General features: G+C 44.3%; 12 protein-coding genes. 7 read left to right on the top strand and 5 right to left on the bottom strand.

Annotated features, from left to right (window positions below):
* Positions 1–392: 392 nt before the first annotated feature.
* Positions 393–1,415, top strand: a complete 1,023-nt coding sequence (gene trpS, locus FKN08_RS07045; RefSeq protein ID WP_170891636.1) for a tryptophan--tRNA ligase — start codon at positions 393–395, stop codon at positions 1,413–1,415.
* Between the two features lie 91 nt (positions 1,416–1,506).
* On the opposite strand, the gene FKN08_RS07040 is transcribed toward trpS, so the two are convergent.
* Both FKN08_RS07040 and FKN08_RS07035 read right to left on the bottom strand, forming a co-directional pair.
* Positions 1,507–2,463 carry an ATP-dependent dsDNA exonuclease gene (locus FKN08_RS07040; RefSeq protein WP_170891635.1) on the bottom strand — a complete coding sequence of 319 codons (957 nt, stop codon included), beginning with the start codon at positions 2,461–2,463 and terminating at the stop codon, positions 1,507–1,509.
* Complete coding sequence (locus FKN08_RS07035; protein ID WP_170891634.1) at positions 2,460–3,788, bottom strand: sphingomyelin phosphodiesterase; 1,329 nt, start codon at positions 3,786–3,788, stop codon at positions 2,460–2,462. Before FKN08_RS07035 ends, FKN08_RS07040 begins: the two co-directional genes overlap by 4 nt.
* Before the next feature lie 292 nt (positions 3,789–4,080).
* Between FKN08_RS07035 and FKN08_RS07030 the strand changes: the two genes are divergently transcribed.
* Positions 4,081–4,347, top strand: a complete 267-nt coding sequence (locus tag FKN08_RS07030) for a hypothetical protein (RefSeq protein WP_012841963.1) — start codon at positions 4,081–4,083, stop codon at positions 4,345–4,347.
* Positions 4,348–4,502: 155 nt separating this feature from the next.
* Positions 4,503–6,131, top strand: coding sequence for a methyl-accepting chemotaxis protein (locus FKN08_RS07025; RefSeq protein WP_170891633.1), 1,629 nt, complete (start codon positions 4,503–4,505; stop codon positions 6,129–6,131).
* A 129-nt stretch (positions 6,132–6,260) separates the two neighbouring features.
* Here FKN08_RS07025 and FKN08_RS07020 read toward each other — a convergent pair whose 3' ends face one another.
* Positions 6,261–7,031: a tRNA isopentenyl-2-thiomethyl-A-37 hydroxylase MiaE gene (locus FKN08_RS07020; protein ID WP_170891632.1), complete on the bottom strand. Its 771-nt coding sequence runs from the start codon at positions 7,029–7,031 to the stop codon at positions 6,261–6,263.
* Positions 7,032–7,128: 97 nt separating this feature from the next.
* Positions 7,129–7,893, bottom strand: coding sequence for a hypothetical protein (locus FKN08_RS07015; protein WP_005390808.1), 765 nt, complete (start codon positions 7,891–7,893; stop codon positions 7,129–7,131).
* A 313-nt stretch (positions 7,894–8,206) separates the two neighbouring features.
* Here FKN08_RS07015 and cysB point away from each other — a divergent pair, with 313 nt between their 5' ends.
* Both cysB and FKN08_RS07005 read left to right on the top strand, forming a co-directional pair.
* Positions 8,207–9,181: an HTH-type transcriptional regulator CysB gene (cysB, locus tag FKN08_RS07010; RefSeq protein ID WP_006742885.1), complete on the top strand. Its 975-nt coding sequence runs from the start codon at positions 8,207–8,209 to the stop codon at positions 9,179–9,181.
* Positions 9,182–9,234: 53 nt separating this feature from the next.
* A complete protein-coding gene (locus FKN08_RS07005) occupies positions 9,235–10,431 on the top strand; it encodes a methyltransferase (protein WP_170891631.1) in 1,197 nt (398 codons plus the stop codon).
* Positions 10,432–10,524: 93 nt separating this feature from the next.
* Here FKN08_RS07005 and ald read toward each other — a convergent pair whose 3' ends face one another.
* Positions 10,525–11,649 carry an alanine dehydrogenase gene (gene ald / locus FKN08_RS07000; RefSeq protein ID WP_005378241.1) on the bottom strand — a complete coding sequence of 375 codons (1,125 nt, stop codon included), beginning with the start codon at positions 11,647–11,649 and terminating at the stop codon, positions 10,525–10,527.
* Between the two features lie 156 nt (positions 11,650–11,805).
* Here ald and lrp point away from each other — a divergent pair, with 156 nt between their 5' ends.
* Positions 11,806–12,300 carry a leucine-responsive transcriptional regulator Lrp gene (gene lrp / locus FKN08_RS06995; RefSeq protein WP_005378234.1) on the top strand — a complete coding sequence of 165 codons (495 nt, stop codon included), beginning with the start codon at positions 11,806–11,808 and terminating at the stop codon, positions 12,298–12,300.
* 152 nt (positions 12,301–12,452) lie between these two features.
* Entirely contained in the window at positions 12,453–15,503 is a 3,051-nt protein-coding gene (locus tag FKN08_RS06990; RefSeq protein WP_124008698.1) for a DNA translocase FtsK 4TM domain-containing protein, read from the top strand.
* Positions 15,504–15,553 lie beyond the last annotated feature (50 nt).

Raw genomic sequence — 15,553 nt, 5'->3', positions numbered from 1 at the left:
TGCGTATTAGATGTGAGGGCTGGTCATCGTAGTTATGGATAGGAGTTCATCAATGAAAAGGAAACACAACAAAACTGTACTGTGTGCGTTTGTCTCTGGTTCGGTATTTGGTGCGGTTTTGGTCATTGCGATGTCTTTACCAATGTAATCCTATTAATTGGCTGTTGGAACACTCACACTAATTCAGTACAAAACAGATTGAGTTCTGCGGTATGTGCTGTTAGTTTAAAAAACATGAAAATACACGTTCGCCCTTCATTAACAACCGTCTCTTGGTGGCGCTCTAAATAGAGCGGCGCGGAATACTCACATTCTTAAGCCGCTGGATGGTAGCTAAGAGTGTTTGATCTTTTTATCTCCAGTAGCGATCTATTAAATACTTGGAGATAAATATGAACACCATTCAAAGTACATCACAGCGTGAAATTATCCTGACCGGCGATCGAGCGACAGGTCCGTTACACCTCGGACACTATGTCGGTTCATTGCAACAACGAGTCAAATTGCAAACGGAGCATGAGCAAACGATCTTGGTCGCGGACATGCAAGGTTTGACGGATAACGCCCACAATCCATCAAAAGTATCCTCCAATATTCTCAATGTCGTTGCGGATTATCTGGCCGTTGGTATCGACCCCACACAAACCACGATCACGTTGCAATCTCAAATACCAGCGTTAGCTGAGTTAACGATGTATTACAGCAATCTTGTCTCTATTGCGCGTTTAGAGCGTAATCCCACGGTTAAAAATGAGATTCAAAGTAAAGGCTTTGAACGCTCTATTCCCGCTGGTTTTTTAACGTATCCAATTTCTCAAGCTGCCGATATTACGGGGTTCCACGCGACGTTGGTTCCGGTAGGTGATGACCAACTGCCGATGTTGGAGCAAACTAATGAAATCGTAAGAAAAATAAACCACCTGGGTGGAAAAGAGGTTCTTAAAGAGTGCCGTCCTTTACTTAGTGATGCACCTCGTTTGCCGAGTACTGACGGTAAAAATAAGATGTCTAAAAGCATGGGGAATGCAATCAACCTAGGGGCGTCTGAAAAGGAGATTTCTGCGGCGGTGAAATCTATGTATACCGACCCCAATCACCTGAAAATTGAGGACCCTGGCCAAGTCGAAGGTAATATCGTATTTACCTACCTCGATGCCTTTCACCCTGATAAAGATTATATCGAACAGCTAAAAGAGCATTATCGACGAGGTGGGTTAGGTGATGGTTTGACCAAGAAAGTGTTAGAAGAATGCCTACAAGAGATGCTTCGACCTATTCGAGAAAAGCGCACTATGTATTTGAATGATAAAGCACAGCTGATTGATATTTTAAAACAAGGCAGTCAGCGTTCTCGTGAGAAAACTGAACAAGTGCTATTTGATGTGAAAGATGTATTTGGTTTGAATTTGTTCTGAATTAAAAAGCAGGGTTCTGAATAAAAGGCACGGCTGTTTATTCGTAACGTGCCTTTTTGGACTTTAAATTCCCATCAATGAAAGCTGACGTTTAAGAAGAAAAGAACTCGCGGCGAAAATCCGCTATTTCTTGTTGGTAATAGCTTTGCCATTCCGGATCTGATAAACCAGCATGGCTGGTGGCTCTCTCTTTTCTGAGTCTGGACTCAAGTTGTTGTAATGCTTGTTGGTAATCTCTGACTTGCTCTTTTTGCTCGGCAATTTGTTGCTGACGCTCGTGAATCTCTTCGCTTTCGTCCTTCGTTAAGTAAGTTTTTTGCAGCTCTGCGATGATGGTTTGGCGATCTGGAAAGCTCATGCTATTGGGTATTAGGGCGACTGCACGCTCATATTTTGCTTGGTCGTTTGTAAGCCCGATAGCCTCTGCATTTTCTTGCCAGTCTATGATGAGTTGCTCGAAAGCTTGCAAAAAGCTTTCTGGACTTTGCGTGTTGAGCTGTTGGGCCTCTAAATTGAAATCGTATAGGGCGAACTCATCCGCGAAAATAACATCAGCCAACTCGCCCCAAATGCCTCTCGCCTCGGCTTTAAGTTGTGCAATACGTGAGGCTAGTGGTTGTTGCTCATCAAACAACAAATTACCCACACTTTCTTGCCATTGACTGTTGAGTTGATGGTAGCTCGCCAAAAGTTGAAATCGTGCTGAAGATAAATAAGGCTCGAGCAAGGCTAACTGTTCCTCACAGTCGCGGTTCGACATGCACTCATGCCAAAATGACTCAAGCTCTGCGACGAGTTCTCTCCCTTTGAGCAGAGTTAGTCTCTCAGTCGTTATTTGAGTCGCAGAAGGGAGCTCTGCGGTCTGTGGTGAAGGATCTACACTGGGAGCGATATTGCTTGTTTTTAGTGATGTACTGGGGACGTTCTTATTTTTTGTCTTCGGAGCAGAAGCGGACGCGGCCGTTTCTTGCTGCCCATCTTGACTGAAAGTTAAAAACATCATGCCCGCCATAATGGCGGACATGATTATCAACGCGATTTTCTTCATGGCTTGATTGTTGCGCTAACTGGGAAATGGTCAGAAAGATTGTAGTGTTTCCATAAACTCTCTGCGGTTGTGCGCGGCACGTCTACACGGTTGTCATTGAATGATTTCACCCTGTATTCACTACTCACCATGACATAGTCAAGGTATTCCACGTTTTCGCCACCTGATAACGGTTCACCTGCGAAGTTATTGATGCGGGGATCAAAGGTTGACTCCGTGTAACCAGAATACTGAGGCTCTATGGCGCTTAAGTTGGCGATCATTTGTTGGTAGTCACCAGGGAACTTTCTTTTGTTTACGTTAAAGTCGCCGCTATATACCACAGTTTCGTTTGAGGGAATGTTGAGAGATTTAGCGAGTGCGCGGATTTGTTTGAACTGGCGCTGACGATACTCGCGAGCGGTGTCTGTATCGAAAGATGCGGTATGGGTAGCAAACACATGGTAAGCCTGACCACCTTTAATAATTTCCGCATAATTCACGCCTTTGTCGGCAAAGCAGTCTGTGCCAGAGCAGTCGGGGAAGACATATTGCGCTTCATTCACGATAGGATAGCGACTGACAATGATCACCCCACCATCATGAATATTAACGCCTTCTTTATCTAACATTTTAGTTTGGTACGGATATTCCTTAGCTAACTCACGTAGGAATGCTTCACGACCGCTTGCAAACACTTCTTGCAGCGCTAATACATCATAACCTTTGACGTATTGAGGAATCAGTTCGTAACGATCACCGATGTGCGATGCAATAGCCGTAAGAGCCCAGATGTTGTATGTCATCAACTTAAGGTTTTGTTCTTCGTTATCGACAGATTCATTTACTTTGCTTGGTGTGATGGTGTAATAAAGATCGTCGTATCGAGCGGTACTGTCTGACTTAAATGCCAGTTCGGTTTCTCGGATGCCAAAAGCGTTAGTGTTGGCACGATGAATATTACGATCATCTTTAAGAGATAAATCTACATCGGCCGCCGATAAGCCATATTCAATGGTTGAATTATACCAATGACCTTCCATGACCTGATTGAGTGTTATGCTTTCACCTTTAGGGCTAGAAACCACAGTTTCAAAACGGTAAGTTTGGTTGGATTTCACGCCTTCCCAACGATTGAAGCTCAATACAGGTTTGGTTTCCCACGGACCAAGTACTTGTACATGTTGCTGCCACTCTTCTCCATATTGAAGTAAATCACTGCCTTCGTGCTTTACTTGAATAGTTAAAGGCTGATCAGAGTTATTGGTTAGATAAACATCTGTATCTGCAATGCTTGGCAATGCCACCAAGCCACTTAATAAAAGACCCCACTGCGATAATTTCATCTTATTTTTCCATCATTTGAACTAGAGCAATCATTCTTGTTTATAAATATTACTTGCACGTTAAATATGGATGACATCGAAGCCAGTACTGAAAATTGTTATCAGAATGTGATCTTTATTCAATGGTGAGGAGTCGGGGTAGAGAGTTAATGGTTGCTTAAGCGGCTGTAAATAATAGCGATGGTTAACGAATCGTACTCACTGCAATCAAGTTGTCATCTTCGCTCTATAAGTTGTGCGGCGTCATTCATCCAGCCACATGGCTAGAACTTAAATTGATAGATGGAGCACCATGGCTAGAGCAGTAAATCCAATCGATGAAACCATCATTAAATTACTACAAGACCAAGGTTTGATTAGAAGCGAAGCAGAAGCTCGTTTAAAGAAAGAGGTATACCGCTTACAGCCTAATGAGATTGAAAAAGTCAAAAATTATGCCCAGCACTTTGGCATCAACGCTAAAGAAAAACTCATCGATGAGATCTTAGAGTTGCGCCGGGAAGCGCTCATAAAAAAATGTAGACACAATACGGAGCATGCGAGCCTATCTCTAAAATAGCACGTGACAAAAATATCAATTACTGGTCAAGATTTGATCTCTCAGGCCGATGTATATAAGAGCGCTCAATGATATCGAGCGCAAAAAACAGTGTGTTTTAGAGGTTAAGCTTTCACTTAAGTGAGAGGTTTGGAAAGGCTGCAGGGAGAAAGTGCATGCGTATTAAAGACTTAAGTGTCGTAAAGAAAATATCGGTTAGTTATTTAACCGTTTTTGCCGTGTTTGGTTTAGTGTCAGTAATGTTGGTGCAAGGTTTGTTAACACTGAATAAAGACATCTCAGTGCTAACAGATAAAAGCTTACCTTCTGTTGCGATTTTGAAAGGTATCCAAGTTGATATTACTAAAGTGCGCAAAGATGAGTTCTCTTTATTGCCAAACGCAAATCACCCCAAAATTGGTGAGTGGTTAAAAGGCCTCGACCAATGGCGTTCTGATGTGCAGGCTGGTATTGCAGAATACGAAAAGCTCGACCTTAATCAGCGTGAAACGCAGTCTTTTAACGTTTTTAAAGAAACTTGGAATCAATACATCAAGGAAACGAAGACTTACAACGCACTGCTAAGCCAAGGTGATGCTGAAAGTGCAAATGATGTGATTTTATCGAGTTTCAATACTTACTCAAAAGCGTTGAGCAGCTTGGATGATACCCTCGCGTTGAACGATGAGTTGGTGAATTTGATTGGCGAAGAAGTACAAAATGAAGCGGCATTTACACAATACAGCGCTGCTGTTGGTGCGCTTGTCGTCGCATTGGTCATGGTAATGTCTGCCATGTTGCTTTCTCGAGTCATTTGCGGGCCTGTTGACCGAGCATTGGAATTCGCTTCCAAAATCGCCAAGGGTCAGTTGAATAATCAAATCGACGAAAGTGAATTGAGCAAAGACGAGTTAGGAACGTTGCTCAAAGAGCTTGTCGGTATGCAAACAAACTTACATTCGTTGGTTTCTGAGATTAATGACTCAACGATTCAGCTAACGGCTGCAGTAGAGGAAGTGAGTGCTATTTCTTCTCAGACCGCTTCTGGTATGCAAAATCAACAAATTGAACTTAGCTCGGTGGCTTCTGCGATGACAGAAATGCAAGCTGCTGTAAGTGAAGTGGCACAAAATACCGAAGTTGGCGCGACCTCTGCTTACTCGGCAACGGAAGTGGCTAAACAAGGAACAGCGACGTTACAACAAACTATCGCAGTAATTGAGCGTGTATCACATACGATCCAAGAGTCAGATGAACTGGCACGTGAGCTTGAATCTAGCTCAAACAATATCAATGTGGTCGTAGATGTGATCCGCGGGATTGCGGAGCAAACAAACTTGTTAGCACTGAACGCCGCAATAGAAGCCGCTCGGGCCGGTGAACAAGGACGTGGGTTTGCTGTTGTGGCAGATGAGGTTCGTTCTCTGGCGCAACGCACTCAAGACTCCACTTCACAAATTGTGGAAATTGTTAATCAACTACAAGAGAGCAGCAGCAAAATAGGGCATTCAAGCCGTGATTGTCAGGAGGGCATTTCTCAGTGTGTTGAGCAAGTCAATGACGCTGATAGCCAGATAAAAGAAATTGAACATTCTGTCGATAACATAGCGCAAATGAGCACACAAATCGCAACGGCTTGTAGTGAGCAGAATTCTGTATCCGAAGAGCTGAATCGAAGTGTGGAGCATATTAATAGTGCCTCAACAGAGATGGCTGAGGGAGCTTCGCAAACGGCTGTGGCTTGCCAGCAGATCAGTAGCCTAGCGCACAACTTGAAAACTCGAATGGGTTCATTCCAGCTCTAGTTGTTGTGTTTCAGCTTTATTCCTAACCTCATTGCTACAAAAAATAAGCCGGACGAAATGTCCGGCTTATTTATTCTCTGCCTATATAAATAAGTTCAGAGCATGCTCAATCTTGGGAGAATATGCTCGCTAGGCTGGAATACCACTATGGAACTTAAAATCTGTATCTGGCGTAGAAACTAAATCTGCCTCAACTCGGCCAAAATAGGCTATGCGTTCGCTGATGTCTTTCCCCGCGATTTGCTCTGCCAATACAAGATAATCTTGATAGTGGCGTGCTTCTGAGCGCAGTAAAGAAACGTAGAATTTTGCGATATCGTCATCCATATGTGGTGCTAGTTTGGCAAAACGCTCACAAGATCGGGCTTCGATGTACGCACCAATGATGAGCTTATCGATCAGCGTTTCCGGTTCATGAGTCTTCATATGCGAAATGAGCCCTTTAGCATAGCGACTTGCTGGAATATTTTTATACTCAATTCCACGACTTTCCATGATCTCTAAAACTTGATAAAAGTGGTGCAATTCCTCTTTAATCAAAAGCACCATTTTATCGATTAAATCTTGGCTGTACGGTGAGTTGGACTTAGCCATGATCGCTTTGGAAATATTGCTCTTACCTTTTAAAGTTTCTAGTGAGCCTACATTGCGATAAGCAAAATCTTCATAGGGTTTAAACCAGTCAAGCAGAGCATGTGAACTGGATTGGTCAACGGCATACTTACGAATTAAAAACATCGCAGATTGGCCAGCTTTTAGCTCACACAGTAGATGGTCTAATAAAATGGTTTGAAGGTTTTCTGGTTTCTTTGCTTCCTCTACCCATTCATCAGGTGTGCTGCATTGCAGAAATTGGTTAATGGGAGCAAGAAGATATTGATAGGCGTCTAGATTCATCATTTTAGTTTTAGTACTTCACATTCTAATTGGGCATATCCGCTATCTTACGGATAGAAAAAAGGCTGCGATTGCAGCCTTTATTGACCTTAAGTGAATGTTACCACTTTTTCTTCTCGCCGAAGAGTGCTTCCATGTCATTGTCGCGCTCTTTATCGGCGATCTGCTGCATTTCAGCATCACTTTTATCTTGGCGTTTTTTATCTAGGTCGCCCAGCATGTCTTCAAGCTTCTGTTTCGCTTGAATAGAGTAGGGATCGCTCTTTGTACTCAATGCATCGATACCTTTGCGTAGCAGTTGAAGTGCTGTACCAGGTTGACCTCGAGCGATTGAGTCGTTTGCTCTTTTAATGACGTTTTCGATGTTGATACGAATCTGCATCGTTTCTAAACGCGCATTTTCAGCGACGTAAGTCTGGGTGTCGATACGGCCTTTATTGTGTTCGTTACGGATAGTATCACGGAGGCGTTTCACCAACTTAAGCATGACGATGGCTTGTTTATCACTGCTCGGCATTTTGAACGTGGTACTCTCGCCAGTGGGACCATTCTCTTTCAGTTGATCAATCTGTTGCTTCATGTTTTCGATACGTTGAGCAAGCTGCTTATTCTTCGGGTCAAGCTCATGCATGCTTTCTAGCGCGTCAAGAATACGATTGTTTAGACACAGCAACAGCTCCTTGCTAAAAGGGATATGGTGCGCATGACCAATCAACTCTTCAGTGCCATCAATCAAGGCAACATAGCGTGCGGACTCCTGTCTTTTCGCAGTCTCTACCTTGACCTTATACTGCAACATAATGTTATAGCCTAGGATCAACACCAGTAGGATGGCTACCAAAGCGATTATTAAACCAATATTCATATCTTTGCGTCTGCTTTACTTTTCTACGGCTAGCGTTAAAGAATACATGAATCTTATCTTACTCGGCACCCTATTTGTTTGATTATTTTGTCTCTCCCACGTTTTAGCTACTGATAGAAGTCACATCATAGAACTTCAGTCATTTATTGGCTCAACTTTGTGCATATTGTTTCTATGTTGAGGATTATCAGTATGTGATTGAGGTATAAGTTAGAAATTACTGTTCATTTCGATTTGAACGCGTTATAACTAATTATTATATCGCTCGTCCGAGTGGCCAATAAATTCTCTCATGAACAAGTAAGGGATTACGATGAAACTGCAGCAGCTGAAGTATATTGTTGAGGTTGTAAACCATAATCTGAATGTATCCGCGACGGCAGAAAGCTTGTATACGTCTCAGCCAGGTATCAGTAAGCAGGTTCGGTTGCTGGAAGATGAGTTAGGCATTCAGATTTTTGAACGTAGCGGTAAGCACTTAACGCAAGTGACACCTGCTGGTGAAGAAATTGTACGCATCTCTCAAGAAATTCTCGCTCGTGTAGAAAGTATCAAAGCTGTAGCAGGGGAACACACCCACCCAGAAATGGGGACGCTGAATATCACCACGACACACACGCAAGCGCGTTATGCTTTGCCGGATGTCATCAAAGGTTTTACTTCTCGCTACCCAAAAGTGTCATTACACATGCATCAAGGTACGCCGTCACAAATGTCTGAGGCGATTGCCAAAGGTACGGCGAACTTTGCGATTGCGACAGAAGCGCTTCACTTATATCAAGATGCCATCATGCTGCCTTGTTATCACTGGAACCGTTCAATTGTCGTGCCTAAAGATCATCCATTAGCGAAGAAAGATAAGGTAACGATCAGCGATCTTGCCGCTTATCCATTGGTCACTTATGTGTTTGGTTTTACGGGCCGTTCAGAGTTAGATACCGCATTTAATCGTGAAGGTTTAACCCCGAGAGTGGTGTTCACTGCAACTGATGCGGACGTTATTAAAACGTATGTTCGCATGGGTATTGGTGTTGGTGTGATTGCGAGCATGGCTGTGGATGAAGAGCAGGACAGCGATTTAGTCGCAATAGATGCGAGCCATTTATTCGGGGCTAGTACGACAAGTATTGGCTTTCGTCGCGGCACATTCCTGCGCTCATACATGTTCGATTTTATGGAACGCTTTGCCCCTCATTTAACTCGCCCAGTTGTAGAGCAGGCGATTTCTTTGAAATCTAATGCAGAAATCGAAGAGATGTTTAAAGACATCGAGCTCCCAGTGAGATAACACTTCATTGATGTTTCGATTCCCTCTACAATGCGCTCGTTGTAGGGGGAACTATGAAAACGCAATTTCAATTTATTAATGACTGCTTATTGGAAAACGAATCGCTATGGCGGTTTGAACCATTTAAAAGTAGCATTCACACCTCATTACCTTGGCAAGAGCAACACCCTCAGTTGTGCCAGTGGTTAGTGTCTCTTTCTCCCTCTCAAATCGAAGAGTATAAAGCGGAACCTGAACTCGCCTTAAAAGCGATAAGCGCGTTCGTGCCTCAACTCGAACAACTCGCTTATCACACGCGTTTAGAGTCTTTGACCTTAAATGGTTTGGCACTCGCTCGTGGTTTAGACAACGGCATTCCCGGACGTAAGCTGGAGCAAATCAGCTCGATGGGTGAAGCTGCAATTCAACAACACTGTGGCGAAGAATGGTTAGAGTGGTGTTCAGGCAAAGGTTATTTAGGACGAATCTTGGCAACACAAACCGATCAGCCTGTGACCAGTTTCGAATATCAACAAGCACTGTGTGATTCCGGGCAACAAGCTGCGAATGAACACCATTGGAAAATGACGTTTATTCAAGGTGACGCGTTTGATAGCAAAGCAAAATCGATATTCAAGCCAACGCAACACGCGGTGGCACTGCATGCGTGTGGTGACCTCCATGTTCGTCTAATGCAGTACGGCAGTGAGAATGGGATTGCTGCGATGACCATCTCACCTTGTTGTTATCACTTGATTCAGTCGGAACAATACCAGCCGATGTCGAAACCGGGGAGGGCTTCTTCTCTCTCATTGTCTAAGCAAGAACTGCGTATCCCGTTACAGCAAACGGTGACAGGGGGAGAGCGTGTACGTCGCCATCGTCAGCAGGAAATGGTGTTTCGTCTTGGCTTCGATTTGATTACTCGACGAGCGTTAGGCATGGCAGAGTACCAACCTGTCCCCAGTATTCGTAAGTCGCAATTAAGTGAAGGCTTTGAATCTTTGTGTCGCTGGGCGGCGGAGCAGAAAGGTATCGTTCTTTCTCAAGAAATCGATTTCGATCATTTTGAAAAGTTAAGCGAACAACGCTTCTGGCAAATGGAGAGAATGAGCTTAGTGCAACTGGTTTTTCAACGTCCATTGGAGATCTGGCTCGCATTGGACAAAGCACTTTATCTTGAAGAACGTGGTTATCGTGTTAGATTGTCAGAGTTTTGCCCTAAATCGGTTACACCTAGAAATATTTTAATTTGCGCATATAAGAATTAGTTATCTTTTATAGCTAAACGCTCTATATAAAAAAGCCCACTTATGCGTGGGCTTTTGTAAACAAAACGTGACAAATTGTGTTTTATTTTGTCATTAATTGAACATAGCGATAGCTTGAGTTGGTTCAACGTATTCCAAGTCAAAGCTTTCTGCTACTTCTTTACATGTTACTTTTCCGTGAATAACGTTTAGACCTTCAAGGAAGCCTTTGTCTTCTAGAAGTGCCTCACGGTAGCCTTTGTTTGCGAGTTTCACAATGTAAGGGAGTGTTGCATTGTTCAATGCGAAAGTTGAAGTACGTGCAACCGCACCAGGCATATTTGCTACGCAGTAGTGAACCACTTCATCAACGATGTAAGTTGGATCTGCGTGGGTTGTTGCGTGAGATGTCTCGAAACAGCCACCTTGGTCAATAGCCACATCAACCACTGCCGCACCAGGTTTCATCTTAGCAATGTGCTCTTTTGTTACCAGCTTAGGCGCTGCTGCTCCAGGAATTAGAACGGCACCGATAACAAGGTCAGCTTCTAGAACATGCTTCTCGATAGCATCTTCAGTAGAATAAACCACTTTAGCGCGACCTTGGAATTCTTCGTCAAGCTTACGAAGTGTATCTACGTTGCGGTCTAGAATGGTTACGTCAGCGCGAAGACCAACAGCCATACGAGCTGCGTTTGCACCAACAACACCACCACCAACGATGACGACTTTCGCTGGCTCAACACCAGGTACGCCACCTAGTAGCAGACCACGACCGCCGTGTGATTTTTCCAATGTTTGCGCACCAGCTTGGATAGACATCCGACCTGCCACTTCTGACATTGGTGCTAACAGTGGCAAACGACCCATATTATCTGTTACAGTCTCATAGGCTATACAGACAGCTTTGCTCTTGATTAGCTCATCAGTTTGTGGAAAATCTGGTGCTAGGTGTAAATAAGTAAATAAAATTTGCCCTTCGCGGAGCATTGCTCTCTCTACTGCTTGGGGTTCTTTTACTTTTACAATCATGTCTGCTTGCGCGAATACGTCTGCAGCATGAGGGAGAATGGATGCGCCGACAGCGATGTAATCATCGTCTGAAAAACCAATGCCGGCACCTGCATTGGTCTCAACTAAAACTTGGTGACCATGTGAGATGAGTTCTCTCACGCTTGCTGGGATCATACCAACACGATATTCGTGGTTCTTGATTTCCTTAGGTACGCCAATGATCATCCTGTATCCTCTTTCTATAATGGTTGTATTAACTGTTTGTAGGGTGTTATTGTCGAATTAATAACTAGTATAGTTATAGATTTGTAAAATTTGGCACCAAATATTAAAAAGTTGTAGTATATTTTTTTGCAAGGAAGTAATAAGGTGGAATAAAAAATGGCAGACAACTATAAAAAGCCGTCCAAGGAACTAGACCGTATCGACCGCAACATTCTTAATGAACTGCAGAAAGACGGTCGTATTTCAAACGTTGAGCTTTCAAAACGTGTGGGACTTTCTCCAACGCCATGTTTGGAGCGTGTACGTCGCTTAGAGCGTCAGGGTTACATCACAGGATACACTGCATTATTGAATCCGCAGTTCCTAGATGCGTCACTATTAGTATTCGTTGAGATTACACTAAACCGTGGTGCGCCGGATGTATTTGAGCAGTTTAACTCAGCTGTTCAAAAGTTAGACGACATACAAGAGTGTCATCTTGTATCAGGTGACTTTGACTATCTTCTTAAAACCCGTGTATCAGATATGGGTGCTTACCGCCGACTATTGGGCGATACGTTACTACGCCTACCCGGCGTAAATGACACTCGCACATACGTTGTAATGGAAGAAGTGAAACAATCTAACCAGCTTGTGATCAAAACTCGTTAATTTCTTGCAAAGAAAGCGGTATATGCTTCCGCTTTCGCCAGAGAGTAATTGGGTTTTTCTCTTTGATATGGTTAAATCAATTTACCGAGCGGCTTGATGCCGCTCGGAATGTTTTGCAATTTCCTATTTCATTTCCATATTCAAGTTGATTTATGTTCAAAGAGAACGCAAAGAAAGTCGAAACCATTATCAAAACCAGTGAAGAGCCCCAGTCTTCACGCTTAAATGGCTTCCAACGCTTAAAAGAGTGCTGCTTTATCGTTGGCGTTCTTAGCTCGGTATTGCTTGCGGTTGCACTATTTACCTTCAGTCCGGCCGATCCTTCCTGGTCCCAAACCGCATGGGGAGGGGAGATCGACAATGCTGGTGGCCTTTTCGGCGCTTGGCTTGCGGACACACTATTCTTCACATTTGGCTCTCTCGCTTATCCCATCCCTTTCTTGCTAGCTGCGGCTGCATGGGTGATTTGCCGTAAACGAGGAGAAGATGAGCCAATTGATTTCATGTTATGGGGTACGAGGTTACTCGGCCTTGTCGTCCTTATAATGACTAGCTGTGGTCTAGCCGATATTAATTTTGATGATATTTGGTATTTCTCGTCCGGTGGTGTCGTCGGGGACGTGTTGTCTAGCCTAGCTTTACCTACATTGAATGTACTTGGCACGACATTGGTACTGCTGTTCTTATGGGGAGCGGGTTTTACTCTCTTTACTGGCATCTCATGGCTTAATATTGTGGAGTGGCTTGGTGATCGTGCATTAGCGCTAATTGCGGCGCTTGCAAATAAGATAAGAGGCTCTGAGCAAGAAGTTTTAGAACCTCAGTTAGATGAGTTCGTGGAAGATAAAGTCTCTACGCCTAGACATAACGTAGACCATGACATTGATGATGAACCGCTTCCTCATTTAACGGCGTTCGATGTCGATGAGCCGAAAGAATCGGCGCCTGCGCATGAGTATCCTATTTATATGCCGCAAGCTAAACCTGAGAAACCAGCGGAACAAATGATAGTGGAACCAACGCCACCACAACGCAAGGCTACGGTTAATGCTGCGCCAGTTTATGCTCATGAGCCCCAAACGCAACCTGTCCATGCGGTGAATACTGATAACGTTGATCCGCTTCTGGAGCGTACCAAGCAGCTGAATGTCACGATAGAAGAGCTTGAAGCTGCAGCGCAACAAGCAGATGACTGGGGAGCTGAAGAACAGGCTGCCCCATCATTTGCAGACACTTACTCTTCCTATGTAGAGCAACATACAGCTACAGAAGAACCGATCAGTGTTGAACCAGATTATGCGGAGTACGAACAATTTGAAGCAGAGCAAGTACAGCAGCCAAGTATTGAGCATCCTGTGCATGAAGAGCCTGTAATTGATTCCGCTGCGCTAGATAGCATCACGGAGCAAACAGAATCGAGCCAACACATTGAACCTACGATCTCTGATTTTGACGTGTTAGACGATGAAGACGAAGTGGAGTCACAGTCTGTACAACAAGTACAGCCAGCTCCAGCAACACCTCATCAGCAAGTGGCAACACCTTCAACAACATTTGAACCTGCACTTCAAAAAGCGGAGGTTGAAGAGGTTCAAGACGGCGACGAAGATGTAGCGGCATTCCAAGACATGGTTTCTAGTGCGCAAGCCAAAGTAGCAGCGACACAGAACCCATTTTTGGTACAGAAAGAAGAAAACTTGCCTGTTCCAGAAGAACCACTTCCAACGCTCGAGTTGCTTTACCATCCAGAAAAACGCGAAAACTTTATCGACCGTGATGCGCTAGAGCAGGTCGCTCGATTGGTTGAGAGCAAGCTAGCGGACTACAAAATCAAAGCCGACGTGGTGGGGATTTATCCTGGTCCAGTGATCACTCGTTTTGAGCTTGATTTGGCGCCGGGGGTAAAAGTAAGCCGTATTTCTGGTCTTTCAACTGACTTAGCGCGTGCATTGTCTGCAATGGCTGTACGTGTTGTAGAAGTAATCCCTGGCAAGCCTTACATCGGTTTGGAACTGCCAAACATGAGCCGTCAGACGGTCTATTTATCTGATGTAATCAGTAGTCCTCAGTTTGAGCAAGCAACGTCACCCACAACGGTTGTGTTAGGTCAAGACATTGCGGGCGAAGCTGTTGTGGCCGATCTCGCGAAGATGCCTCACGTGCTAGTAGCAGGTACAACAGGTTCTGGTAAGTCGGTGGGTGTGAACGTGATGATTTTGAGCATGCTGTATAAAGCAGGTCCAGAAGATGTGCGCTTCATCATGATTGACCCGAAAATGCTAGAGCTTTCTATTTACGAAGGTATCCCTCATCTTCTTTCTGAAGTTGTGACTGATATGAAAGACGCATCAAACGCTCTACGTTGGTGTGTGGGTGAGATGGAGCGTCGGTATAAATTGATGTCGGCATTGGGCGTTCGCAATGTGAAAGGCTTTAACGAGAAGTTGAAGATGGCGGCAGAAGCGGGTCACCCAATTCATGATCCATTCTGGCAAGAAGGCGACAGTATGGATACGGAACCGCCATTGCTAGAAAAACTGCCGTATATCGTTGTTGTTGTGGATGAATTTGCTGACCTGATGATGGTGGTGGGTAAGAAGGTAGAAGAACTGATTGCACGCTTGGCACAAAAGGCGCGTGCGGCAGGTATTCATTTAATTCTTGCGACTCAGCGTCCATCGGTGGATGTTATCACTGGTCTGATTAAAGCGAATATTCCAACTCGTGTTGCGTTTACGGTATCGACTAAAACAGACTCCCGTACGATTCTAGACCAAGGTGGTGCAGAATCACTGCTTGGTATGGGTGATATGTTGTACTTACCACCAGGCTCAAGCCATACGACTCGTGTCCACGGTGCATTTGCATCAGATGATGATGTTCATGCTGTTGTAAACAACTGGAAAGCGCGTGGTAAACCGAACTACATTGAAGAGATCATCAGCGGAGATCAAAGTCCAGAAAGCTTATTGCCAGGTGAGCAAATGGAAGCGGATGAAGATGTGGATCCACTCTTCGATCAAGTCGTTGAGCACGTGGTTCAATCACGTCGAGGTTCGGTTTCCGGTGTTCAGCGCCGATTTAAGATCGGTTACAACCGTGCCGCCCGTATTGTTGAGCAACTCGAAGCACAAGGTATCGTGAGTGCACCGGGTCACAACGGTAACCGCGAAGTTTTGGCTCCTGCGCCACCAAAAGATTAATGAACTTGTGTTACTCACCTCAGTCCAACTGAGGTGAGTAACTTTAGGTC

The sequence above is a fragment of the Vibrio sp. 1-2 (7-a) genome (genome assembly GCF_013048515.1).
Classification (GTDB): domain Bacteria; phylum Pseudomonadota; class Gammaproteobacteria; order Enterobacterales; family Vibrionaceae; genus Vibrio; species Vibrio diabolicus.
Note: the sequence above shows the minus strand (reverse complement) of the source record. Positions and strands in the feature narration are given on the sequence as shown.

Bases quoted from the DNA above. Each gene is read 5' to 3' on its own strand.
- trpS (WP_170891636.1), top strand. From the start codon at position 393: ATGAACACCATTCAAAGTACATCACAGCGTGAAATTATCCTGACCGGC.
- FKN08_RS07040 (WP_170891635.1), bottom strand. From the start codon at position 2,463: ATGAAGAAAATCGCGTTGATAATCATGTCCGCCATTATGGCGGGCATG.
- FKN08_RS07035 (WP_170891634.1), bottom strand. From the start codon at position 3,788: ATGAAATTATCGCAGTGGGGTCTTTTATTAAGTGGCTTGGTGGCATTG.
- FKN08_RS07030 (WP_012841963.1), top strand. From the start codon at position 4,081: ATGGCTAGAGCAGTAAATCCAATCGATGAAACCATCATTAAATTACTA.
- FKN08_RS07025 (WP_170891633.1), top strand. From the start codon at position 4,503: ATGCGTATTAAAGACTTAAGTGTCGTAAAGAAAATATCGGTTAGTTAT.
- FKN08_RS07020 (WP_170891632.1), bottom strand. From the start codon at position 7,031: ATGATGAATCTAGACGCCTATCAATATCTTCTTGCTCCCATTAACCAA.
- FKN08_RS07015 (WP_005390808.1), bottom strand. From the start codon at position 7,893: ATGAATATTGGTTTAATAATCGCTTTGGTAGCCATCCTACTGGTGTTG.
- cysB (WP_006742885.1), top strand. From the start codon at position 8,207: ATGAAACTGCAGCAGCTGAAGTATATTGTTGAGGTTGTAAACCATAAT.
- FKN08_RS07005 (WP_170891631.1), top strand. From the start codon at position 9,235: ATGAAAACGCAATTTCAATTTATTAATGACTGCTTATTGGAAAACGAA.
- ald (WP_005378241.1), bottom strand. From the start codon at position 11,649: ATGATCATTGGCGTACCTAAGGAAATCAAGAACCACGAATATCGTGTT.
- lrp (WP_005378234.1), top strand. From the start codon at position 11,806: ATGGCAGACAACTATAAAAAGCCGTCCAAGGAACTAGACCGTATCGAC.
- FKN08_RS06990 (WP_124008698.1), top strand. From the start codon at position 12,453: ATGTTCAAAGAGAACGCAAAGAAAGTCGAAACCATTATCAAAACCAGT.